Origin of the sequence: Flavobacterium sp. Sd200 (assembly GCF_009826935.1) — a bacterium.
Classification (GTDB): domain Bacteria; phylum Bacteroidota; class Bacteroidia; order Flavobacteriales; family Flavobacteriaceae; genus Flavobacterium.
This window is the reverse complement of the sequence record NZ_WUMN01000004.1, coordinates 360716-384425: the sequence shown is the minus strand read 5'-3', so window position 1 is coordinate 384425 and position 23710 is coordinate 360716. Positions and strand designations below refer to the sequence as shown.

The window sequence follows — 23710 nt, the reverse complement described above, 5'->3', positions numbered from 1 at the left end:
GTGTTTTACACTTTAAAAAGTAAAATCAAAAGACAAATATGCTTATTTAAAGCAAACAATCAAAAATAAAAACTTCAAAACTAAATTTGTCAGGTATAAATCAAAACAACTAAACTGACATTATGCTGACAAACAACCTGGGGTATCCGCGCATTGGAAACCAACGTGAATTAAAAAAAGCCTGTGAAAATTATTGGGCAGGAAAAATTACTTTGGAGCAATTAACAGACGTAAGCAAGCAAATAAAACGCACTAACTGGCAATTGCAAAAAGAAACAGGTATTGACCTTATACCTTCGAACGATTTTTCATTATACGACCAGGCATTGGACCTTTCGTTAATGGTAGGCGCTATTCCTCCCAGATATGAAAGCCTTAAAAATGGAAATCCAACCGACCTGTATTTTGCCATGGTACGTGGTTATCAAAAAGACGGTAAAGATGTTACTGCAATGGAAATGACCAAATGGTTTGACACCAACTACCATTATATAGTGCCGGAATTTTATAAAAATCAACAATTTAAATTTACATCTGCTAAGACAGTTGATGAGTTTAAAGAAGCTAAAGAAGCTGGCTTTATTACAAAACCTGTACTTATTTCGCCTGTATCCTATCTACTTTTAGGTAAAGAAAAAGAAGATGGTTTTAATCGCATTGAACTCTTAGAGAATCTGCTGCCTGTTTATATAGAAATAATAGAACAGCTTGTGGCCCAAGGCACAGAATGGATTCAGTTTGATGAACCGTTTCTTTCTCTTGATGTTGCAGAAGATGTGAAAATTGCGATAACCAAAACATATAGCACTATACGCGATGCCTTCCCTGACCTAAAATTACTTGTAGCTACTTACTTTGACGGACTTGGCAATAATACCGAACTTGCAGCATCTTTACCCATTTGTGCACTACATATAGACCTTGTTCGTGGTGTTGACCAACTTGATGAAATATTAAAATTAGCTCCAAAAAACCTAAGCCTGTCATTGGGTATTGTTGATGGGCGCAATATTTGGAAAAACAACTATCAGGCATCACTTAAAATCATAGATCAGGCCAAACAAAAACTTGGTAAAGACAGAATTATCATATCGCCATCATGTTCGCTGTTGCATGTGCCCTGCGATCTTGAGAACGAAACCAACGACACGACACTCACACCCGAAATAAAACAGTGGCTGGCTTTTGCCCGACAAAAACTTGAAGAGGTAACCACCCTTCGGGACCTTGCCATAAGCAAAAATATAACTCAGGCTAACAACAAATTAAAAGCAAATATTGAAGCTAACGAAACAAGAGAACAATCGACGCTGATCCACAATAGCGCAGTTAAGCAAAGGACTGCTGCCATAACTGAAACTGATGCTACACGAAACAGCGTTTTCAGCATTCGCAAAAAACTTCAGGAAGCAGCATTAAATTTACCTTCCTTCCCAACAACAACAATAGGTTCGTTTCCGCAAACGGCAGAAGTGCGCTCTTGGAGGGCAAAACTTAAAAAAGGCGACCTAACTAAAAAGCAGTATGATGAACTGCTAAAAAAAGAAACTGAGGAAACCATACGCTTTCAGGAAGAAGCCGGACTCGATGTGCTGGTACACGGAGAGTTTGAGCGTAACGATATGGTAGAGTATTTTGGAGAACAGCTTAGCGGATTTAGCTTTACTAAAAATGGCTGGGTACAAAGCTATGGCAGCCGCTGCGTAAAACCCCCTGTTATTTATGGCGATGTTAGCCGACCTGAACCAATGACACTATATTGGACACAATATGCACAATCGTTAACCAATAAACCCGTAAAAGGAATGCTCACAGGCCCTGTAACTATACTGCAATGGTCTTTTGTTCGCAATGACCAACCAAGATACGAAACCTGTACGCAAATTGCCCTCGCCATTAGAGATGAAGTGAATGACCTGGAAAGAGCCGGAGTAAAAATTATCCAAATCGATGAACCGGCAATACGCGAGGGACTGCCCCTAAAAAAAACAGATTGGGCAGAATATCTTAATTGGGCAATAAGAGCATTCCGTATTTCAGCATCAGGCGTATCCGATAGCACTCAAATACATACACATATGTGCTATTCTGAATTCAACGACATTATAGAAGATATTGCCGCTATGGATGCTGATGTTATTACTATTGAATGTTCGCGCTCGCAAATGGAACTGTTGGAAGCCTTTGCTGATTTTAAATACCCTAATGACATTGGTCCAGGCGTGTATGACATTCATTCACCCCGTGTACCATCAAAACAAGAGATGATAACCCTGCTTGAAAAGGCAAAGGCGGTAATCCCTTCGGGTCAATTGTGGGTGAATCCGGATTGCGGACTTAAAACCCGCCACTGGCCGGAAACCAAAACAGCATTAAAAGAAATGGTAGATGCTGCAAAAGCATTAAGAGAAATAGAAGTTACTGTATAATATAAAAAAATTAAGGCTGCCATTGGCAGCCTTAAACATTTATTTGGAATTAGATATTATTGAAAGTCAGCCGGAGCTACACCTTCGTTAATTTTAGCTTCTGTAACCGTAAGCTCAATTTCTATACCTACATTCATTACCACTTTATAAGGCACTTTTACACCTTTTACCGCTTTATAATCGCTATAGTAAGTAGTTTGAACGGCTTTTTGACCACCCTGCTCAAGCTCCTTAGCTTCTGCAACTTTAAAGTTAGATTTCACATCATAATAGTAAGTAGTGGTTCCTTTTTTAACAGCATAAGCATCAGCACCATTAATAGTTTCTATTCCTGATAATGTTACCGCTTTATCTGTTGCAAGAGTTAACTCTTCAAACGGCACAGCACTTGCCTGCATGTCTTTAAGGTCTTCGCCCGTAAGCTCTACCTTTTGCCCCTGCTGTACTACATAGCCACCTTTATCGTTAACTACCTGTTTCATCATACTCATGCCCATAGCCTTCATTTCAAGCATCTGTTTGCGGTCAGCCGAAACTTTAACCACAAGCTCTAAAGGTGTGCCCTGTACAGTTCCTGTAGATTTAGTGTAAAGTGTTTTAACAGCCTTAAGAGCTTTATCACCTCCTACTGCTTTAACATATCCGTCAAGCACTGTTTTAGCAGTAACTCCGGCAGGAACAGGCTTGTTTAATACTGGTTTTTCTGTAGGCTTGCCCCATTTGTCAAAATACAATACCGGGATCTTTCTGCTCTCAAGTCCAGGAAGCACATCTGCAGCTTTACCAACAATAACTATCCTTGCGTTATCTGCCAGGAAGAACTTATTTGCTGCGGCTTTAATATCTTCAGCTGTTACAGCGCTGATGTTTTTAATATAACTTTCATAAAAATCAGCAGGAAGTCCCTGAGTTTGTGTAAGCAATGCATAGCGCGCAACAGTTGCAGGTTTTTCTATCTGCATTACAAAGTTGCCAATATATTTAGCTTTTGCACTGGCAAGATCTTCTGCACTAACAAGGTCTGTCCTTATTTTTTTAAGTTCGTTCAGTATCTCTACTACAGAGCTGTCTGTAACCGCATTTCTTACTTGTGTTGATGACGTAAATGCCGTAACATATTTGCTTGCACCAATAGATGAATAAGCACCATACGTCCAGCCATGAGCCTCGCGAAGGTTAAGGAAAAGCCTTCCTTCTCCGCCGCCACCTAATATCTGGTTAGCTAGAAGAGCTGCAAAATACTCTTTATCGGTCATTTTTAGGTTAACCACATTTACAACAGATATTTCTGACTGCACTGCGTTAGGAACATCTATAAAGTTAACCTGTGTGTACTGTACGTTTTTAGGATCGCTGTAACCAATATTTGGTGCAGTACCTGCAGCCCAAGAGCTAAACAGCTTGCTAACCTGCTTTTTAATATCTTTAAACTTAACGTCTCCCACTACAACAAGATATGCATTGCCCGGAACAAAATATGTACTGTAGTTTTGCTGCACATCGGCAAGAGTAACGTTGTTTATAGTTTCTTCGCTAAGAAACTCACCGCTTGGGTGGTTTTTACCAAAAGTCAACACATCGGTAACCCTACCTGCAATAGCCGGAACGTTTTTTTCTTCAGCTTTAAGGTTCTCTAATATCTTAGCTTTTTCTTTATCAAAATCAGCTTGTGTAAACACTGGGTTTAGAGCACCATCGGCCAATAATTCTAATATCCTTGAAGAATATTTAGACAATCCCTGACCTGAAGCACCACTTGCCCAAAAATTTATATTGGCACCAAGATAATCTGTTTCTTCATTAAACGCCTCTGCGCTCATCTTTTTTGTTCCGCTTCCTAAAAGTGCGCTTACCATATCGCTTGTACCTTTTTTGGCACCCTCAGCATAAGGAGCATTATCTATAGTAAGTGTATAAGAAACCCTTGGAAGTTTGTGGTTTTCTACCACAAGAACTTTAAGTCCGTTTTTAAGAGTAAATGTTTCGGGCTTACCAATATTTACTGTTGGTGCAGGCCCCGGCTTGGGCATAGTATTGTTTTGTGCCTGCATAGTAAAAGATAAAAATAGGCCGGCTAATATATATATAACTTTTTTCATGATGGTTTTTGTATGCTTAGTTTTGTGCTTTATCTTTTGCCGGTACATAGTCAAGTATCAGCCTTTGGTTAGGGTTCAGGTATTTTTTAGCCACTTCCCTAATCTCTTCCCTTGTAACGGTGCGATAAATATCAATTTCAGTATTAATAAGGTTAACATCGCCATAAAGCAAATAATAAGAGGCCAGGTTACCTGCAACACCTTCAATACTGGCATTGCTGTTTACAAACTGGTTTTCGAATGTATTTTGCAGTTTGGTTAGTTCTTTTTCAGAAATAAGTTCGGTTTGTATTTTTACGATCTCTTCGTCTGCCTCTTTCATTATCTCTTCAACTGTATGGCCCTGCATTGGCAATGCAAGGAATGTGTAAACACCATAATCTTCCTGGCTTATGTTAAAAGAAGCAAGCTCTAAAGCTATTTTTTTCTCTTCAACTATCTTTTTATACATCCTTGAACTTTTACCATCGCTTAGAATACTGGCTATCATGTCAAGCACGCGGGCTTCTCTTGTTTTCATAGACGGTGTCCTGTATGCAGCAACAACCATTGGTATTTGCACGTTAGGGTCTTCAAAAACCGCTTTTATAGGCTGAGTAATTGGAGCTTCTTCAAATTTTTGGCGGGTTATAGGAGTACCTTTTGGTATAGCGCTGTAATATTGCTGTATCCATTTTTTTGTCTGGTCTACATCTATATTACCGGCAACTACAAGAACTGCGTTATTAGGAATATAGAATTTTTTATTAAACGCCTTAAATTCATCCAGTGTAGCAGCATCAAGATGATCCATAGAGCCAATGGTTGTCCAACGGTATGGATGGTTTTTAAAAATATTTTTTTTAACCTCCTGCCTCATCTGTCCGTATGGGCGATTGTCATAGCTGCGTCTCTTTTCTTCTTTTACAACCTCATTTTGAGTATCTACGCCAATTTGGTTAATTACAGGATGAAGCATCCTTTCAGCCTCCATCCAAAGGCCAAGCTCAGTATTGTTAGAAGGGAATACCTCATAATAATATGTCCTGTCATCTGAAGTGTTAGCGTTATTATTTCCACCGTTGGCGGTAACTATCTTGAACCATTCGCCACGTTTAATGTTTTCAGTACCTTCAAAAAGCAGGTGTTCAAAAAAGTGGGCAAATCCTGTTCTTTCAGGATTTTCATCTTTAGATCCAACGTGATACATTACTGATGTAATAACTACCGGCGCTGATTTATCCTGATGCAGGATAACATGAAGGCCGTTATCAAGATCGTATTCTTCGAATGCTACCTTTTGTGCCGAAGCCGCACCTCCAATAAGCATGAGCGAGCTTAAGGCCATAATAGATTTCTTCATAAATTTAAGGTTGTTTATTATTTTGGATAATTGGTGTGCAATTTCGGCAATTTGTTACAATTATGCTAAATTATTTAAAGAAGCCTGCACCTTAATTTTACAACATTGACTGCACCTTAAAAAAACACTATATAATTTTTACTGCATAGGTTGACTGATAAAGAATAAGTTGTATATTTGCAGACTTAAAAAAATAATTAAACCATATTGTTATGTACGCAATCGTAGAGATAGCAGGGCAACAATTTAAAGTTAGCAAAGACCAAAAAGTATTCGTACACCGTTTAGAAGGTAATGAGGGCGACGCAGTTACATTTGCAAAAGTTCTTTTACTTGATGACAACGGAAACGTTACTCTTGGCGCCCCGGCTATAGAAGGTGCTTCAGTAGAAGCCAAAGTGCTGCAGCACTTAAAAGGAGACAAAGTAATCGTTTTCAAAAAGAAACGCAGAAAAGGTTTCAAAAAGAAAAATGGCCACCGTCAGGCTCTAACCCAAATCTCTATATCTAATATAGTAGTGCCGGGAGCAAAAAAGAAAACTGCTAAAAAAGAGGCGGAAGCTGCAGAATAATACTAACAATTTAAAAACAAAACATCATGGCTCACAAGAAAGGCGTTGGTAGTTCCAAGAATGGTAGGGAATCAGAATCGAAACGTTTAGGCGTTAAGATTTTTGGTGGCCAGGCTGCTGCTGCTGGTAACATTATCATCAGACAGAGAGGTTCAAAACACAATCCAGGCGAGAATGTTTACATGGGTAAAGATCATACTTTACACGCTAAAATAGACGGTGTTGTTAAATTCCAAAAGAAAAAAGACAACAAATCTTACGTTTCTATAGTTCCATTCGAAGCTTAAGGATACAAATTCGGTATTTGCCGGATAAAAAATATAAAAACAGCAGCAGGTTAATTCTGTTGCTGTTTTTTTATTGGCAAATGTTAACATTAAGGTGTTATTTTGCTTTTTTGTAACAACCATTTTTAAATATCTTTGTAACAAACCCCAAATGCTATGAAAAAAGTTGCCCTATTATTATTGCTTTGCGTGGTGTCTTTTTCATGCTCAGAAACCGCAATCGACCCCGGAGTATATTCAAAATCAATTACCGGACGCTGGAAAACCCTATTTTCATCGCGTGCAGGCGCTCAACTTATTAACACTCAGGACTGTGTTAACATGAAACCAACCGGATTATACTGGTCGTTTATTTTTGGGGCAGACGGAAGTTTCACCATGTACAATACCTGTAGTGGAGAAATTTTAGAAACCGGACTTTATACTTATGTAAATGGCGAATTATTATTAGAATTGAATGGAACTACCACCTATTTGATAACCAATATAAAAGAAGCCGGAGCAGACAGAATAAGCATGGATTCTGAAAGATCAAGCAGTGGTGGAATTGAAAGTTATCACCTCATAATGAAGAGATTCTAAATCTATATTTACACACTAAGCTACTTTTTTAGCGAGCCAATTCCTTATCGGTTCGTCATAAAACTTTAAGCAGGCATAGGCAATTGCAATGCTTAACATTAAAACCAATACACCTACCGGATAAGCTTCGTTAAGAGAAACATTTTTATTGGCAACCCACGCTGTATAAATGTATATAAGCGGATAATGAGTAATATAGATGGGATAAGAAATATCTCCTAAAAACTTAGATATTTTATAAGTCTTATTGTTACTCACTGTTCCTCCTGCCCCAAGATATATAATGAGAGGAAACACAAATATAATAGTAAGTGAATCATAAAGGCCATTAAGCCACAAATGTTCTGCTCCACCCACCCTTGGAAAAGCAAGAACAGCTGCCAATAGTGCTGCACTCCATAAAAAAGCGTTTTTAATAAGTGGTATTTTTGCCATACGACATAGCAATAAGCCTGCAAAGAACGGATACATAAGCCTTGTAAAACCTATTCTTAACTGAGGCAATGTTACACTCCAACCACCTATAACATCTCCGCTCTCTGAAGTAACTGCAAAATGAATTAAAGCTATACCCGATACAATCACCAAAATCCACAGGGCGGTTTTACTAAATTTTCTTACAAATAGTGCATATAAAATATTAGCAATATATTCGAAGAACAGCGACCAGCCCGGCCCGTTCAGCGGATGCATTTCGTCCCAGCCACGAATATCCATAGAAGGAGGCACAGGTATCAGGGTAAACCCTATAAGCATTATTAGCAACATTTGCCAAACCGACACACCTGCAATAAAAGGAAACAGGTTCGATTCTCCGAAATAGAAACCTATTGCACCAATTATCATCCCCATAACCACCATTGGCTGTAAGCGGATAAGTCTTCTTTTAAAAAAACCTTTAGCTGTTACAGTTTTACCCCACCTGTCATCATAAGCATAACCTATTACAAAACCCGATAGCATAAAGAAAAAATCAACCGCAAGGTAACCGTGGTTAATGATCTGGTTTAAATGACTCCCTCCGGCATGAGCCTCCAAAATATGAAAGGTCACCACCATAATAGCAGCCACGCCCCGCAAGGCATCAAGTATAAGGTAATGGGGCTTAGCAACCGGAACAACTGTACTCATCAGGGTATATTAAAAATTTTATTTTGTGTAGCTTTTCAAGCTACTATCGTTATAGTAATCTCATTAATCTTTCAAAGATAGCAAGTTGACCAAAACATGCAATAATGAATTTGCATACCAGTACAATTATTTAAAGAATGTAATACCGAATAATCAACATTTTTTATTAGCATACAAATTAAATGATTTGATTTTTAAACATATAATACTACCTTTGCGCGCCTTTAATCCCTTTGGAGGCAAACAATTAAAACTTTAAAAAGAAGATCGTTATGAGCATGAAGAAAATTGTTGAGTACCGAAAGTTGCTTAACGTTACCAAAACAGCTACCCTAAAAGAGCTTAAATCTATTTACAGGAACAGCATGAAGGATTTTCATCCTGATACGATTGCTGATGAGGCCGAAAGACTTGAAGCAGAGGCGAAGAGTACTGCTTTTATTGAAGCTTACCACTTTTTAGTAAGTATTGCTCCCGAAACTGCAGAGAAAAATAAAGAAGAATACAACAAAACCGTTGCTACAGCAGGTCTTGCCGATTTTTATTTTGACGATAGCATACTGCATATACACTTTACTGACGGTGCTAAATATGAATATTTTGGTGTACCTAAAGCGACTTATATTAAAATGGTAAACGCTGATTCGCCATCGCGCTTTGCCCGCAGAAATATTCATGGTGTGTTTACATACCGCAGCGCTTCCAAACTGGTAGCAGGCGAATAACAACGCGATTTACATACAATAACATAGACCCGCTTTAATAAAGGCGGGTTTTGTATTTTATAGAAATACATAAGTGTTTCTATTTTCTTAAAAAGTTTTATAGCCTGTACCTGTTTTGTAATTTTATAGCTTCAAAATTTTTATATGAACGAACTGCACCTTGAAACCAGCCCCTATCTATTGCAGCATGCCGGCAACCCTATCTTCTGGAAAACCTGGAATACTGAAACTCTTCAGGCAGCCAGGAAGCAAAACAAACTTATAGTTGTAAGTGTGGGATATAGTGCCTGTCACTGGTGCCATGTAATGGAACACGAAAGTTTTGAAGATAATGAAGTGGCGGCAGTAATGAATGCTCATTATGTTTCGATAAAAGTAGACCGCGAAGAACGCCCGGATGTAGATGCTACTTATATGAAAGCCGTACAACTTATGACCGGACAGGGTGGGTGGCCTATGAATGTGGTTTTACTTCCTGATGGTAAACCTGTCTGGGGCGGCACCTATTTTAGAAAAAATAACTGGATTGAAGCCCTGCAGCAATTACAGGAACTGTTTGAAACGCAGCCTGAAAAAATGGTTGATTATGCCGAAAAACTGATGCTGGGTGTTAGCCACACAGGATTAATAGCTCCAACTTCTGATAAAATTCCGCATCCGGGAAATATAAAACCTATAGTAGAAAAATGGGCTAAAAGCTTCGATTGGGATTATGGCGGCTATGCCCGGGCTCCAAAGTTTATGCTGCCAAACAATTACCATTTCCTGCAACGATACGGATATCAAACCAGAACTCAGGAACTGTTAGACTTTACAGACCTTACCCTTACACGCATGGCATGGGGCGGACTGTTTGACACTGTGGGTGGCGGTTTTTCGCGTTACTCAGTAGATATGGAATGGCATGTACCTCATTTTGAAAAGATGCTTTATGACAACGGGCAACTCATGAGCCTGTATTCAGAAGCCTATAAGCGCACTAAAAATCCTCTGCATAAAGAAGTAATACAAAAGACACACTTTTTTATAGAAACAGAACTTACTGACGGTAACGGTGCGTTTTACAGTGCCCTTGATGCTGATAGTCTTAACAGTAAAGAACATCTTGAAGAAGGGGCTTTTTATGCTTGGGAAAAGCAGGAACTTAGAGACTTGCTGAAAGATGATTTTAATTTATTTGCCGACGTTTTTAATATAAATGAGTTTGGATTTTGGGAAGATGGTAAATATGTGCTTATACAAAACAGGCCTTTAGAAGAAATTGCTCTAAGTGCCGGGATTTCTTTAGAAAACTTACTCATTAAAAAAACTTCTTGGGAGAAGCTATTGTATGAGGTTAGAGAACTAAGGGCAAAACCACGCCTTGATGATAAAATACTTACATCCTGGAATGCCATAATGCTAAAAGGATATATTGATGCCTACAAAGCATTGGAAGATGAAGTTTACCTTACCGCTGCCCGTCGCAATGCGGGCTTTATATCTGAAATATTATGGGATGTAAACGGAAATTTATGGCGCACATATAAAAATGGCACAGCCAAAATTGATGGCTTTTTAGAAGATTATACACATGTTGCCGAAGCATTTATAGCTCTTTATGAAGCTACTTTGGAGGAAAAATGGCTCACTTTTGCCAAACAACTAACTGATTATTGCCTGGAAAATTTTTATGATGAAGAGCAACAATTTTTCAGGTACACATCTGTAAAGGGCGAGCAACTCATAGCATCTCATTATGAGACCGAAGACAATGTAATCCCGGCATCAAACTCTGTAATGTCTAATGTACTTTATAAGCTAAGCCTGCTTTATGATAATGAATATTATGAAAGGGTAGCGTTACAGATGCTTTACAGAATGATACCCAATATGGATTATGCCTCTGCGTTCAGCAACTGGCTCAATTTATGGCTCAATCTCTCTTCAGATAATAAAGAATTAGCCGTATGTGGCAAAGAAGCGGTAGATAATATTAAAAAAATAAACAGTCTGTATTTGCCTCATGTTATTGTTGCCGGATGCAATTTAGCCTCTATAATACCCTTTTTAAAAGACCGCTTTGTACAGGACAACTTATTGTTTTATGTTTGCCAAAATAAAGCGTGCCAATTGCCGGACGCATCAATAGAAAAAGTAATAAACGATTTAAATATATAATATGGAAAGCAAAGCAGATGCATATATCGACTGGGCGGTAGAAGGACTTATTGGTTATATACCAAACGTATTAAAAGCTATACTGTTCTTTATAATTGGGCTTATTATTATTAAGTTGTTCAGAAGAATAATTACAACCATAATAACCAAAAATACCGACCACGACCCTACCCTGCTTAAGTTTATACTGGACGTTGTAACCTGGATACTACGTGTATTTCTTTTTGTACTCATTATTCAGGCACTGGGTGTAGAAACCACCACTTTTGCAGCAGCCATTGCTGCTGCGGGTCTTGCCATCGGTCTGTCATTACAGGGGTCGTTAAGCAATTTTGCAGGAGGTATTCTTATTATATTATTTAAACCTTTCCGTATTGGCGATTATATTGAAGCACAGGGACAGGGAGGCACTGTTAACAGCATACAGATATTCAGCACACGCATTATTACTCCAAATAATCAGGTAGTTTATTTACCTAACGGCACACTGTCCAACAATACCATAAAAAACTTTTCGCAGGAGCCTTTACGCCGTGCAGAAATACTATTGGGGGTTGGCTATAACAGCGATCTTAAAAAAGTAAAAGAAGTTATATACAGCGTTATTAAAAGTGATGAGAAGATATTAACGGAACCTGCCCCAAATATTGAGATCAAGAATCTTGCAGAAAACTCAGTAGACCTAATGGTTTTTATTTGGGCAGAAAGATCCAAATATGGTGCAATGGTGTCTGATTTTTATGAAAACATAAAAACTGCCTTTGACAAAGCGGAGATCGAAATACCTTTCCCTCAACGGGAAGTCCATGTAAAAAATGAAGAAAAGAAATAGTTTTAAAAGCGGTTAAAGTTTAATTAACCGCTTTTATTTTTAGTTTAAACCTGCCTTTCCAAAACCTCATCAAGGTTTTCAAGCCCGGCAGTAAAGCCTTCTTTAAAGCCCATTTCTATTGTTTTCTCTAAATCGGCTAATTCATCATACGTAATTTCAATGGTAACATTTGTCAGATCACCAGATCCGTTAAACGTATTTGTCCATACAGATCGTGGCCATTCTGTATTCACATTGCCATCTTCATCACAAAAGGCATCCTGTGCAGAGAAACTTTTTTGAATATCTATAGTTTTATAATCGGCCCTTGCCCAATGTTTTTCGCCTTCCGGCCCTACCATAGCATACAGCCAATAGCCACCCACAGTAAAATCAAGGGTTTTGGTTTCGGCTTTCCATGGCTTTGGTGCCCACCATTGGTCTAAAATCTCTTTTTGTGTCCATGCAGCCCAAACCTTTTCAACAGATGCCGCAAACTCTCTTTCAACCTTTACTTTCTTACTGTCTTTGTCAACAGTAAAATTCATCAATAGATTACTTTTCATCATTATCGTTTTTAAAGTTGTTTCTCAATACCTCATCTAACTGGCTAAAACGGGTTTCCCAATTTTCTTTAAGCTTCTTTAGCCATACTTCTACTTCATCTATTTTATCCTGATTAAAATGATAAAGTATTTCCCTACCCTGTCGCTCTTGCTTTAATAACTGGCAATCGGTAAGCATTTTAATGTGCTTGGAAACTGCCTGCCTGCTGCTGTCAAAATGCTCTGCAATTGCACCCGGGGTCATGGGCTGTGCAGCTATAAGCATTATTATAGCCCTGCGTGTTGGATCGGCAATAGCATTAAATATATCATGTTTCATTTTAAATAAGCAATCAATCAGTTGCATATATATATGCAATTATTTGGTTGCGCAATATTTTTAAGAAATATTTCTATATTTGATTCTTTACAAATCAACCAAAATATAATCGAAATGATTAAAACAGAAGGCTTCACACTAATTGGTATTGAGCTTGGCAAAAAAACGTATAATGCAAAAGGTCAATCGGCTATAGATTGTGGAAGCCTTTGGCAACAGTTTATTAGTGAAGACATTGCTAATAAAATAACCGGTAAATTATCAAATGACGTTTATGCCGTCTATTTTGATTATGAGGGCGATCATACTAAACCCTATTCTTTTTTTATAGGATGTAAAGTAAGCAATGATGCAACAATACCTGAACGTTTAGATAGTATAAGTATACCCGAACAAAATTGCACCGTAATTACAGCCAAAGGAAAAATGCCCGATTGTGTTGCCAATGCATGGCAGGAAATATGGAAATCTGACACCGAAAGGGCTTATGGTTATGATTTTGAAGTGTACAACGAATTAAGTGCTGATTGGGAAAATGCTACAGTAGACATTTATCTCTCGATTTAACAACATAAAATTACTGTAACTCGCTATTAAAATATCACACCAATAAATTCAACAAATGTGGTTTGTCGTTAAGATAATCTACATAAAAGCCTAAGTTTTTCATATTACTTAACAGCGCATCATAATCAGATGCCGTTTTAAGTTCAATACCTACTACAGCCGTACCTTTTTCTTTACTGTTCTTTTTGGTATATTCAAAATGGGCAATATCGTCGGTAGGGCCTAAAACATTCATTACAAACTCGCGCAATGCACCCGGCCTTTGCGGAAATTTTACAAGGAAGTAATGCTTAAGCCCGGCATACAGCAGCGCGCCCTCCTTAATTTCCTCCATACGGGTAATATCGTTATTACTACCCGATATAATGCAAACCACATTTTTACCTTTTATCTTTTCTGCATATTGTGCCAAAGCCCCTATTGATAATGCTCCGGCGGGTTCTACCACAATGGCATCTTTATTATAAAGCGACAGTATTACCTGACAGATAAGCCCTTCGTCTACCAAAAGCATATCGTGCAGCGTGTTGCGGCAGATATCAAAAGTGTAGTCGCCCACTTTTTGCACGGCAGCACCGTCTACAAACTTATTAATACGCTCTAAATGGGTTGCCTGCCCTGCTTCAAGTGCTTTTTTCATGCTGGGCGCGCCTGTGGGCTCTACCCCAATTATCTTTGTATTGGGCGATAGTTGTTTAAAAACACTGCTAAGCCCGGCAGCAAGACCGCCACCGCCTATGGGCACAAAAATATAGTCTATGGGTTGCTGTGCCTGTTCTAAAATTTCGAGGGCTATAGTTGCTTGGCCTTCAATAATTTTAGGGTCGTCAAACGGGTGTATAAAAACCGCCCCCTGTTCATTGCAATATTTTAAGGCCGCTTCTTTAGCTTCATCAAAGGTATCGCCTGCTAAAACTACCTCAACAAACTCTCCGCCAAACATTTTTACCTGATCCAGCTTTTGCCCCGGCGTAGGCGTGGGCATAAATATAGTGCTCTTAACCTCCATTTTATTGCAGGCAAGTGCTACACCCTGTGCATGGTTTCCTGCACTGGCACAAACTACACCCTGTGCCCTTTCGGCTTGGTTGAGTGTCGCCATTTTATTGTAAGCTCCACGAATTTTATAAGAGCGTACCTGTTGCAGGTCTTCCCTCTTAAAAAAAATATTGGCTTCATACAGTTCAGATGTTGTGCGGTTTACAGCAAGCGGGGTTTTATAAACAATGTGTTTTAATCGCTCGGCTGCATGCTTTACATCATCTAAAGAAGGAAAATATGTTGTGGGTTGAATATTCATCGTACTTATTTATCCTGCAGGGTTTTAAAAACCTTGCAGGTATTTGGTCAGCCAATATGACTGACAGATTGTTATAAAATAAACCTACAAGGTCTTGGAGACCTTGCAGGTTAGTAATAAAACGCTGGCATCGAATGCCTAGTTATTCTCCGGCCTCAGGCTGCGCACGGTTTTACCGGCCTGCCACATTTCGCTGTCGCGAAGTTCGGCAAGTTCGGCATCAAGACCAACGCGATAATCTTCTTTACTGTTACTCTCTATAGAATATCCGGCCTCTTTACCTGTGGCAACACTGTCATAAAGCTCTTCAAAAATTGGAGCCGTAGCATCGCGGAAACGCTTCCACCAGTCAAGTGCGCCACGTTGTGCGGTAGTACTGCAGTTGGCATACATCCAGTCCATACCGTTTTCTGCAACCAGTGGCATAAGCGACTGTGTAAGTTCTTCCACTGTTTCGTTAAACGCCTCGCTCGGGCTGTGGCCTTTTCTACGAAGCACATCATACTGTGCTGCAAAAATACCCTGTATGGCCCCCATAAGCGTTCCGCGCTCTCCAGTAAGGTCGCTGTACACTTCTTTCTGGAAATCCGTTTCAAATAAATAACCACTGCCTATGGCAATGCCTAACGATACTACCCTATCCCAGGCCTTGCCCGTAGCATCCTGGAAAATGGCAAAGCTGCTGTTAAGCCCGCGGTTTTGAAGGAACATGCGGCGCAATGAAGTACCCGAACCTTTAGGCGCAACTAAAAACACGTCTACATTTTCCGGCGGAACAATGCCTGTCTGGCTGTTGAACGTTACACCAAACCCGTGAGAGAAATAAAGTGCTTTGCCGGCTGTAAGGTTTTCTTTAACCAATGGCCAGTATTCAATCTGTGCGGCATCGCTAAGCAGGTAACATATAATAGAGCCTTTTTGCAGGGCTTCTTCAATTTCAAAAAGGGTTTCGCCCGGTACAAAGCCATCGGCAACAGCTTTATCCCACGATTTAGAATTTTTACGCTGACCTACAATAACGCTAATGCCGTTATCTTTAAGGTTTAGCGCCTGGCCCGGCCCCTGAACGCCATAGCCAATTACCGCAACAACTTCGTTTTGTAATGTTTCCTGTGCTTTTTGTAACGGGAATTCATCGCGGGTTACTACGTTTTCTTCTACCCCGCCAAAATTTAATTTTGCCATTTTTGTTTGTTTAATTTATTAAGTTTCTTAGATGCTGAAGCACTTAGGTTCTTAGCCTATATTACCCAGCTATATTATTTCTTATCTTTTTATTTGACAATCTTTCCTTTGAAAGGATAAATTATCAGGCATTATACACCTGCACTTTAACAACCGAGGAAGCTGCTCCCACTCCTTTGCTTCGCCAGTTCGGCTAAAGCCTCGGGTGGAGAGGGCTGGGGTGAGGCTGCTACATAGTAAAAACCCCATCCCTTTTATCAAGGAATTCATTTTCGGCAGCAGGTTCGCTTGGCATCGCCGCTTCAAATTCCAACACTGCTTTGTGTGTGCCTTCGCTTGCCTTAATAATGGCAATACGTGCACTGCGTACAAACTCTATAAGCCCCCAGGGCTGTAAGGCTTCTGCCAAAGCATCAATTTCTTCTTTGTGCCCGGTGGTTTCAAAAACCGTATAATCATTACGGATTACAACTGTGTTTGCCCCATACTGGCGCAACAATCGCTCTACCTTTACCTGTTCGGCTATAACCTTGGTAGGCACTTTATACATGGCCATTTCCTGCCATACAATTTCATCGTCGGTATTAAAAAATACTTTGAGCACCTCAACCTGCTTTTCTATCTGGCGCACAACTTTTTGCACCACTTCTTCGGCTTCGGTAATTACAAGCGTAAAACGGCTTATGCCTTCTACCTCACTTGGTCCGACGTTAACGCTTTCAAGGTTTATTTTTCGCCTCGAAAATATAATCGCAATGCGGGTTAACAACCCCACATGGTTTTCTGTATATACGGTTATGGTAAATTCCTTTTTCATTTGTTTTTTGTTTCAGGTTTCAAGTCTAAAGTTTCAGGTTCTGAACGTTAAAACAACCTGAAACTTTAAACCTGAAACAAATTATTACATTTCATCTCTTCCCAGCACAATCTCGCTTACGCTTTTGCCCTGCGGAACCATTGGGAATACATTATTTTCTTTTCCTACCATAACTTCCAGCAGGTAGCTGCCGTCATGGTCTAACATGGTTTTAAGAGCGTCGCGAAGATTTTCCCTTTCTGAAACGCTGTTGCCCGGTATGCCGTATCCTTTGGCTACCTGAACAAAATCAGGGCTTTGTATATCTACAAACGAGTAGCGTTTTTCATGGAAAAGCTGCTGCCACTGGCGCACCATTCCTAAAAAGCTGTTGTTTAGTATCAGTATTTTTACGTTTGGCTTAAACTGCATAATAGTACCCAGTTCCTGTATGGTCATCTGTACACCACCATCGCCTATAATGGCAACGGTAGTACGACTCGGGTCGCCATAGGCAGAGCCTATAGCAGCCGGAAGTGCAAACCCCATAGTGCCAAGCCCGCCACTGGTAACGTTGCTGCGCGAATGTACATATTGCGCATAACGGCAGGCCACCATTTGGTGCTGCCCCACATCAGTCACAATAATGGCATTGCCATTGGTAAGTTCGTTCAGGTTACGGATAACCTCTCCCATGGTAAGCACTGCATCGGTTGGGTAAACCTCATCCTGAATAACTTTCTCCTGCTCGCGTTTGGCACAATCGGTAAACTTTCGGTGCCATGCGCCATGCGTTTTCTTTTCTACAAGGGCAGTAAGCAAAGGCAGGGTTTCTTTACAGTCGCCCCACACCGGCACATCGGCTTTTACGTTTTTGTCTACCTCGGCAGGGTCTATATCAAGGTGAATGATTTTTGCCTGAGTGGCATATTTGTCGAGCCTGCCTGTAACGCGGTCATCAAAGCGCATACCTATAGCAATAAGCACATCGCACTCGTTAGTAAGTTTATTAGGACCATAGTTGCCGTGCATGCCCACCATGCCCACACCCAGCGGGTGGTCTGTAGGGATGGCGCTCATGCCCAATATAGTCCACGCGCTTGGAATGCCTGCCTTTTCGATAAACTCTTTAAACTCCTGCTCGGCATTACCTAAAAGGACGCCCTGCCCAAACACCACAAACGGACGTTCGGCAGCGTTGATAAGCTTTGCAGCCTGTTCTATATATTCGTTGCGCACTACAGGCTTCGGCCTGTAACTGCGAATAAAATCGCATTTTTCATAGCCCTTAAAAGCTATTTTCTGTAGCTGGGCATTTTTGGTAATATCAATAAGTACCGGCCCCGGCCTACCTGATGAAGCTATATAAAATGCCTTAGCCAATATTGCAGGAATCTCTTCGGCATCGGTAACCTGGTAATTCCATTTGGTAACCGGCATGGTAATGTTTACCACATCGGTTTCCTGAAAGGCATCCGTACCCAACAGGTGCGCAAATACCTGTCCGGTTATGCATACCAGCGGTGTACTGTCTATCATGGCATCGGCAAGTCCGGTAACAAGGTTTGTAGCACCGGGGCCACTGGTGGCAAACACAATGCCTGTTTTACCCGATACCCTTGCAAAGCCCTGTGCCGCGTGAATGGCACCCTGCTCGTGGCGCACCAATATGTGTTTTAGCTTATCGTTATAATCATACAGCGAATCATAAATGGGCATTATAGCCCCACCGGGATAACCAAAAATGGTAGAAACACCCTCGGCAAGCAATGCCTCAAGCACTACCTGGCCACCGCTGTGGGTTTTGGGTTCTTCTTTAATTTCCGGCTGTGCAGCCGAGGCTGCTTTTTCAATTGTCTTTTCCATACGCATCGTTTTTAAAACTCATCAGTAACACAACCTTCTGCCGCCGATGATACCGTTCTGGCATATTTATATAAAAGCCCTCTGCTCACCTTTAGTTTAGGCTGCTGCCAGGCCTGTTTTCTTTTTTCAAGTTCGTCGTCGCTAAGCAATACATTCAGCGTATTGTTTACTGCGTCTATTTCAATAATATCATTATCATTTACAAGGCCTATTACTCCGCCCTCATAAGCTTCGGGGGTAATGTGCCCCACCACAAAACCGTGGGTGCCTCCGCTAAAACGTCCATCGGTAATAAGGGCAACCGTTTTGCCGAGGCCTGCGCCAATAAGCGCACTGGTAGGCTTAAGCATTTCGGGCATGCCCGGTGCGCCCTTAGGGCCTTCGTTGCGGATAACAATTACATCGCCGTGCTGCACCCTGCCCGTCGAGATTCCCTCTATGAGGTGTTTCTCGCCATCAAAAACACGTGCAGGGCCTTTAAAGCGTTCGCCCTCTTTACCTGTAATCTTTGCCACACTACCACCTGATGCCAGATTGCCATACATGATACGCAGGTGTCCGGTTTCTTTTATAGGGTTGCTTAGCGGCTGGATTATTTTTTGGATTTCAAAGTCAAGGTCGGGCACATTTTCAAGGTTCTCGGCAACTGTTTTTCCGGTAACGGTAAGGCAGTCGCCATGCAGCAATCCTTCTTTCAGCAGATATTTCATAACGGCAGGAATGCCGCCGTTGTTGTGCAAATCCTGCATTAAGTATTTACCGCTTGGTTTGAAATCAGCCAATACAGGCGTTACATCACTCATGCGCTGAAAATCGTCCTGCGTAACCTCGACACCCACACTTTTTGCCATGGCTATAAAATGCAGTACGGCATTGGTGCTTCCGCCCAATATCACGATTATACGCAAAGCATTTTCAAACGCCTTACGGGTCATAATGTCGGTAGGCTTAATATCTTTTTCAAGGAGCAGCTTTATATATTCGCCTGCATCAAGGCATTCCTGTTTTTTTTCAGAGCTCAATGCCGGGTTGCTCGATGAGTACGGCAAACTCATGCCCAGTGCCTCTATAGCTGCCGCCATAGTGTTAGCCGTGTACATGCCGCCACAGGCACCCGCACCCGGGCAGGCATTGCGTATAACGCCATTAAAATCTTCGTTGCTCATTGTACCTGCTATCTTTTGCCCTAAAGCCTCAAATGCCGATACTATGTTTAAATTCTCTCCCTTATAACATCCGGGTGCTATAGTGCCGCCATATACCATTATCGACGGGCGGTTAAGCCTGCCCATGGCTATAATGCTGCCTGGCATGTTCTTGTCGCAGCCCGGCAGGGTTATAAGTCCGTCATAATACTGTGCGCCGCAGATGGCTTCAATACTGTCGGCAATTACATCGCGACTTACAAGGCTGTAGCGCATACCGTCGGTACCGTTGCTCATACCATCGCTTACTCCAATTGTATTAAAAATTAGGCCCGCAAGACCAGTATCCCAGGTGCCTTTTTTAACTATGGCAGCAAGTTCGTTAAGGTGCATGTTGCAGGTGTTGCCGTCATAGCCCATACTGGCTATGCCCACCTGTGCCTTTTTCATATCGTCGTCGTCAAATCCTATTCCGTACAGCATTGCCCGTGCTGCAGGTTGTGTTTCGTCTTGGGTAAAAACCCTTGAATATTTGTTTAATTCCATTATATTTAAGCCTCACCCCCAACCCCTCTCCAAAGGAGAGGGGAGCAGCTACACTCCTGCGAGTTAGCAAAGGGTATTTGTTTGTTTGGCCTCACCCCCAGCCCCTCTCCAAAGGAGAGGGGAGCGAGCTTCACTCAGATAAGGTGAGACTATTTAATTATTTTTTTGTTCTGTTATTTCCGTCAACCAACAACTAACAACCATTAACCTAGTTGCAGCTTGAACTCTTCCAGTGTTTTGCCTACTACTAAATTCTGATATGCTTTTTGTATGGTTGCGCTAAGGGTTGTGTCCCACTCTTTGGTAAAAGGAACATTGTCCAGCGAGTCTAACGCTAAAATTTCTGCTGCTGTTCCACAAAAGAAAGCCGCATCGGCACCGCGCATTTCCTCAGGAGTAAAGAATTTTTCCTCTACCGGAATTTCAAATTGGGCACATATATCCAATACGGTAGCACGCGTAATGCCCGGCAGTATGCTGCCTTTTGCAGGAGTGTACAGTTTGCCGTCTTTTTCATAGAATACATTAGCACCACTGCTTTCAGCCACATTACCATTACTGTCTAACACAAGGGCTTCATCATAGCCGGCATCTTTAGCCTCCTGACACGCCAGTATTGAATTTACGTAATGACCACTAACTTTTGCCTCAACTTTAAATGCTTTAGGATTAGGGCGCTCAAAAGACGATGTCATGATACGCATTTTATTGGCCATGTAACCATTTGTCCACTCCCAGGCCTGTATGGCAAGATAGCTTTCCTTACCTTTAGAAAGCGACATGTTAGGGGAACAAAACACTAATGGCCTGATATAAGCATCCCTAAAGCCATTTTTTTCCAGCACTTCATAAGTCAACGCCGTCAATTCTTCTGAGGTGTAGTTAAAAGGCATATGCATTAATTCTGCCGAACGACGAAGGCGGTCGTAATGTTCTTTTGCCTTGAATATTTTTGTTCCCTCATCGGTCTTATATGATTTTATGCCCTCGAAAATGGCGTAACCATAGTGAAGAGATTGTCCGTAAAGGTCTGTTGAAGCTTCAGAAGCCTTAACAAAGCTTCCGTTAAAATAGATGATGGTATTACTGTTATAGTACATAAGTTATTGATGATTTTATACAAAAAAGCCCTGCTCGTAGTGAGAAGGGCCGTAGATATTTTAGTGTGCAGGGTACCTTCTCACGTATGCAAGCAGAGAATGACGATAATGTTAACTTTTGTTTTCATAGACCTTAAAAAAAATAAGCCGCTCCTTTAATGTGGGAACGGCTTAAAATATCTTTATACAAATAAACAGCATCCCTTAGGCTCTATTGCTAATGACAATAATGCTGATGAGAACCACTGCTATGTTGTTGTTTGTTTTCATATTGATGTAGCGAATGTAAAAACATTTTTTCAACAAAACAACAATTAGTTTAAACTTTTTAAAGCAATAACGTTTTATTAACAAACATAATTACAAAAATATCTTAATAAAATTACACTATCCTCAATGAAGTATTTTCCTTCAACTATTTTTTAAATTTTAATTACCGTTTTAACCTTAATGATTAGAATACTTAAAAAATACAGACATGCCCAAATAATCATCTTTATATTATAATTATTTGAGCATATATAAAATAAAAACACTTCCGTATGTTCATCTCAGAACATACGGAAGTGTTGATTAATAAATTACTGGCTATTAATATCCGGAAAGAGGTATCTCTATAGTATATTTTTTACCTTCCGCCACTGTAAGTTTGCGGTCGCGGAGCCATGGATTGTGTATTTTTAATACTTTGTAGTTAATACCCTGTTCTTTAGCAAATACAGCAAGATCCGGCACAGTAGTGGTAACCTCAACAGTTTTTACAGGTATTGGTGCATAAAGTTCAGAAGGCTGTATGCTAAAACTATATTGTGCAGGGTGCTGCATAATTTCTTTTAAAGCCAGTATCCTGAAAACATAACGCGCGGTTTCATCTGTCAGTAGCAGATCATAATAGTTATTTACACCCTGAAACGTTATCTGCTTATTTACACCGCCCACTCCGCCATTGTATGAGGCAGCAGCAAGTGTCCATGAGCCAAACTTAGCATAAGCCGATATTAAATATTTACATGCAGCCTCTGTAGACTTGGCAAGATGGTAACGTTCGTCTACCACATCGTTAATTTCAAGACCACGCTCTTTGCCTGTATCGGGCATAAACTGCCACACTCCCCTTGCTCCGGCCGGAGATACTACATTTACCAGGCCACTTTCTATAACCGCCAGATATTTAAAATCGTCGGGCACACCATATTTTTTAAGTATAGGCTCTATAACCGGAAAAGCCCTGTTGGCACGTTTAATAATAAGCAGTGTGGTAGCATCAAGGTTGGCATTAACCAATAGTTCCCTGTCCAGCCTTTCGCGCACATCGGCAATATTTAAAGGCGCATTTTCTCCTGCAAAATCTATTTTAGAAGGAAAGTAGCGTTCTTTGCTAACCTTAACCTCATCTTTTTTACCGTCAATGGTATGCATCATTACACCACCAAATAATACCATCGAGGCCATTACACCCGTTTTCTTAATCCATTCCATTGTTCATCTTTTTTATTTGGTTATCTATTTTAATATCAACTCTGGCAAATGTTCATTAAGCCACTTAGCCCTGTCTATTATCATTACATGTTTTCCTCCTTTTACAGGAATATAATTTTTTAAATACTTTGCAGGAAAAACCTCATCGGCATCGCCATGTATATGTATCACTTCGGGTTCAGGCTCTGTCCTGTCCCATAATATTATTGTCTTAAACGCCCAGTCGAGATATTTCTTATCTCTTACCGAAAGATAAAGTTCATACAATTTAAGCCTCCGTGCAATAATACTGTTGCCCTTTGCAAATTTTGCCAGCCAGTCTACCTTTTGCATCATTGTTGTAGGAAAAAAACGGTAAGCAGCAATAGCCTTAGCAAACCGCATGCGCCTTGGGAACTCTGCATTGCAACGCACACTCGATATTATTATAACCTTGCGTGCCCTGATAACCTTTGCCATTTCCTGTACAATAACCCCTCCAAAAGAAACCCCTATAAGTACAGGATCCTGATGCCTGACATTATCACACAGCCTTTTTATGTAATTTGCCAATGGTTCATCTTTTTCGGGCAGGAGCCACTCCAGGTAGAAACATTCAAACTGATCTTCAGGCAATTTTATATTTTCGAATATCTTAGGGCTGGCAGCAAGGCCGGGCATAAAATATACAGGTATCTTCTGCATAACGTATGATTTAACGTAC

Annotated in this window: 21 protein-coding genes; 8 read left to right on the top strand and 13 right to left on the bottom strand. The window is 40.5% G+C overall.

Annotated features, from left to right (window positions below; translation table 11 throughout):
* The first annotated feature begins 122 nt into the window (after positions 1 to 122).
* The gene (gene metE / locus GR160_RS13570) at positions 123 to 2429 is read left to right on the top strand and encodes a 5-methyltetrahydropteroyltriglutamate--homocysteine S-methyltransferase (protein WP_160750410.1); all 2307 of its coding nucleotides are present in this window, start codon (positions 123 to 125) and stop codon (positions 2427 to 2429) included.
* Positions 2430 to 2485: 56 nt separating this feature from the next.
* Here metE and GR160_RS13565 read toward each other — a convergent pair whose 3' ends face one another.
* On the bottom strand, positions 2486 to 4528 hold the full coding sequence (locus GR160_RS13565; RefSeq protein ID WP_202390784.1) for a pitrilysin family protein: 2043 nt from the start codon (positions 4526 to 4528) through the stop codon (positions 2486 to 2488).
* A 16-nt stretch (positions 4529 to 4544) separates the two neighbouring features.
* On the bottom strand, positions 4545 to 5870 hold the full coding sequence (locus tag GR160_RS13560) for a pitrilysin family protein (RefSeq protein ID WP_160750409.1): 1326 nt from the start codon (positions 5868 to 5870) through the stop codon (positions 4545 to 4547).
* A gap of 212 nt (positions 5871 to 6082) precedes the next feature.
* Here GR160_RS13560 and rplU point away from each other — a divergent pair, with 212 nt between their 5' ends.
* From rplU to GR160_RS13545, 3 genes are all read left to right on the top strand, one after another.
* Positions 6083 to 6442 carry a 50S ribosomal protein L21 gene (gene rplU / locus GR160_RS13555; RefSeq protein WP_160750408.1) on the top strand — a complete coding sequence of 120 codons (360 nt, stop codon included), beginning with the start codon at positions 6083 to 6085 and terminating at the stop codon, positions 6440 to 6442.
* Positions 6443 to 6468: 26 nt separating this feature from the next.
* Complete coding sequence (gene rpmA / locus GR160_RS13550; protein WP_160750407.1) at positions 6469 to 6729, top strand: 50S ribosomal protein L27; 261 nt, start codon at positions 6469 to 6471, stop codon at positions 6727 to 6729.
* A 156-nt stretch (positions 6730 to 6885) separates the two neighbouring features.
* Positions 6886 to 7311, top strand: a complete 426-nt coding sequence (locus GR160_RS13545) for a hypothetical protein (protein WP_160750406.1) — start codon at positions 6886 to 6888, stop codon at positions 7309 to 7311.
* A gap of 15 nt (positions 7312 to 7326) precedes the next feature.
* Here GR160_RS13545 and GR160_RS13540 read toward each other — a convergent pair whose 3' ends face one another.
* A complete protein-coding gene (locus GR160_RS13540) occupies positions 7327 to 8442 on the bottom strand; it encodes an acyltransferase (protein WP_160750405.1) in 1116 nt (371 codons plus the stop codon).
* 278 nt (positions 8443 to 8720) lie between these two features.
* Between GR160_RS13540 and GR160_RS13535 the strand changes: the two genes are divergently transcribed.
* The 3 genes from GR160_RS13535 (at position 8721) to GR160_RS13525 (ending at position 12159) form a co-directional block, all read left to right on the top strand.
* On the top strand, positions 8721 to 9167 hold the full coding sequence (locus tag GR160_RS13535; RefSeq protein ID WP_160750470.1) for a KTSC domain-containing protein: 447 nt from the start codon (positions 8721 to 8723) through the stop codon (positions 9165 to 9167).
* 144 nt (positions 9168 to 9311) lie between these two features.
* Complete coding sequence (locus GR160_RS13530; RefSeq protein ID WP_160750404.1) at positions 9312 to 11327, top strand: thioredoxin domain-containing protein; 2016 nt, start codon at positions 9312 to 9314, stop codon at positions 11325 to 11327.
* Between the two features lies 1 nt (position 11328).
* Positions 11329 to 12159, top strand: a complete 831-nt coding sequence (locus GR160_RS13525; RefSeq protein ID WP_160750403.1) for a mechanosensitive ion channel family protein — start codon at positions 11329 to 11331, stop codon at positions 12157 to 12159.
* Positions 12160 to 12203: 44 nt separating this feature from the next.
* Here the strand turns inward: GR160_RS13525 and GR160_RS13520 are convergent, their stop codons facing one another.
* Complete coding sequence (locus GR160_RS13520) at positions 12204 to 12707, bottom strand: SRPBCC domain-containing protein (protein ID WP_370519224.1); 504 nt, start codon at positions 12705 to 12707, stop codon at positions 12204 to 12206.
* A complete protein-coding gene (locus GR160_RS13515; RefSeq protein ID WP_160750402.1) occupies positions 12694 to 13023 on the bottom strand; it encodes a helix-turn-helix transcriptional regulator in 330 nt (109 codons plus the stop codon). The genes GR160_RS13520 and GR160_RS13515 overlap by 14 nt, the downstream gene beginning before the upstream one ends.
* A 114-nt stretch (positions 13024 to 13137) precedes the next feature.
* Here GR160_RS13515 and GR160_RS13510 point away from each other — a divergent pair, with 114 nt between their 5' ends.
* Entirely contained in the window at positions 13138 to 13590 is a 453-nt protein-coding gene (locus GR160_RS13510) for a GyrI-like domain-containing protein (protein WP_160750401.1), read from the top strand.
* Between the two features lie 34 nt (positions 13591 to 13624).
* On the opposite strand, the gene ilvA is transcribed toward GR160_RS13510, so the two are convergent.
* The 8 genes from ilvA to GR160_RS13470 all read right to left on the bottom strand — a co-directional run bounded on the left by ilvA (position 13625) and on the right by GR160_RS13470 (position 23691).
* Entirely contained in the window at positions 13625 to 14890 is a 1266-nt protein-coding gene (gene ilvA, locus GR160_RS13505) for a threonine ammonia-lyase IlvA (RefSeq protein WP_160750400.1), read from the bottom strand.
* A gap of 138 nt (positions 14891 to 15028) precedes the next feature.
* Positions 15029 to 16075 carry a ketol-acid reductoisomerase gene (gene ilvC / locus GR160_RS13500; protein WP_160750399.1) on the bottom strand — a complete coding sequence of 349 codons (1047 nt, stop codon included), beginning with the start codon at positions 16073 to 16075 and terminating at the stop codon, positions 15029 to 15031.
* A 229-nt stretch (positions 16076 to 16304) separates the two neighbouring features.
* Positions 16305 to 16892: an acetolactate synthase small subunit gene (ilvN, locus tag GR160_RS13495; RefSeq protein ID WP_160750398.1), complete on the bottom strand. Its 588-nt coding sequence runs from the start codon at positions 16890 to 16892 to the stop codon at positions 16305 to 16307.
* An 84-nt stretch (positions 16893 to 16976) separates the two neighbouring features.
* Complete coding sequence (gene ilvB / locus GR160_RS13490; RefSeq protein ID WP_160750397.1) at positions 16977 to 18737, bottom strand: biosynthetic-type acetolactate synthase large subunit; 1761 nt, start codon at positions 18735 to 18737, stop codon at positions 16977 to 16979.
* An 11-nt stretch (positions 18738 to 18748) separates the two neighbouring features.
* Positions 18749 to 20428, bottom strand: a complete 1680-nt coding sequence (gene ilvD, locus GR160_RS13485) for a dihydroxy-acid dehydratase (RefSeq protein ID WP_160750396.1) — start codon at positions 20426 to 20428, stop codon at positions 18749 to 18751.
* Positions 20429 to 20631: 203 nt separating this feature from the next.
* On the bottom strand, positions 20632 to 21528 hold the full coding sequence (locus GR160_RS13480; protein WP_160750395.1) for a branched-chain amino acid transaminase: 897 nt from the start codon (positions 21526 to 21528) through the stop codon (positions 20632 to 20634).
* Positions 21529 to 22119: 591 nt separating this feature from the next.
* The gene (locus GR160_RS13475) at positions 22120 to 23007 is read right to left on the bottom strand and encodes a lytic transglycosylase domain-containing protein (protein WP_160750394.1); all 888 of its coding nucleotides are present in this window, start codon (positions 23005 to 23007) and stop codon (positions 22120 to 22122) included.
* 24 nt (positions 23008 to 23031) lie between these two features.
* On the bottom strand, positions 23032 to 23691 hold the full coding sequence (locus GR160_RS13470) for an alpha/beta fold hydrolase (RefSeq protein ID WP_160750393.1): 660 nt from the start codon (positions 23689 to 23691) through the stop codon (positions 23032 to 23034).
* Between the last annotated feature and the right edge of the window lie 19 nt (positions 23692 to 23710).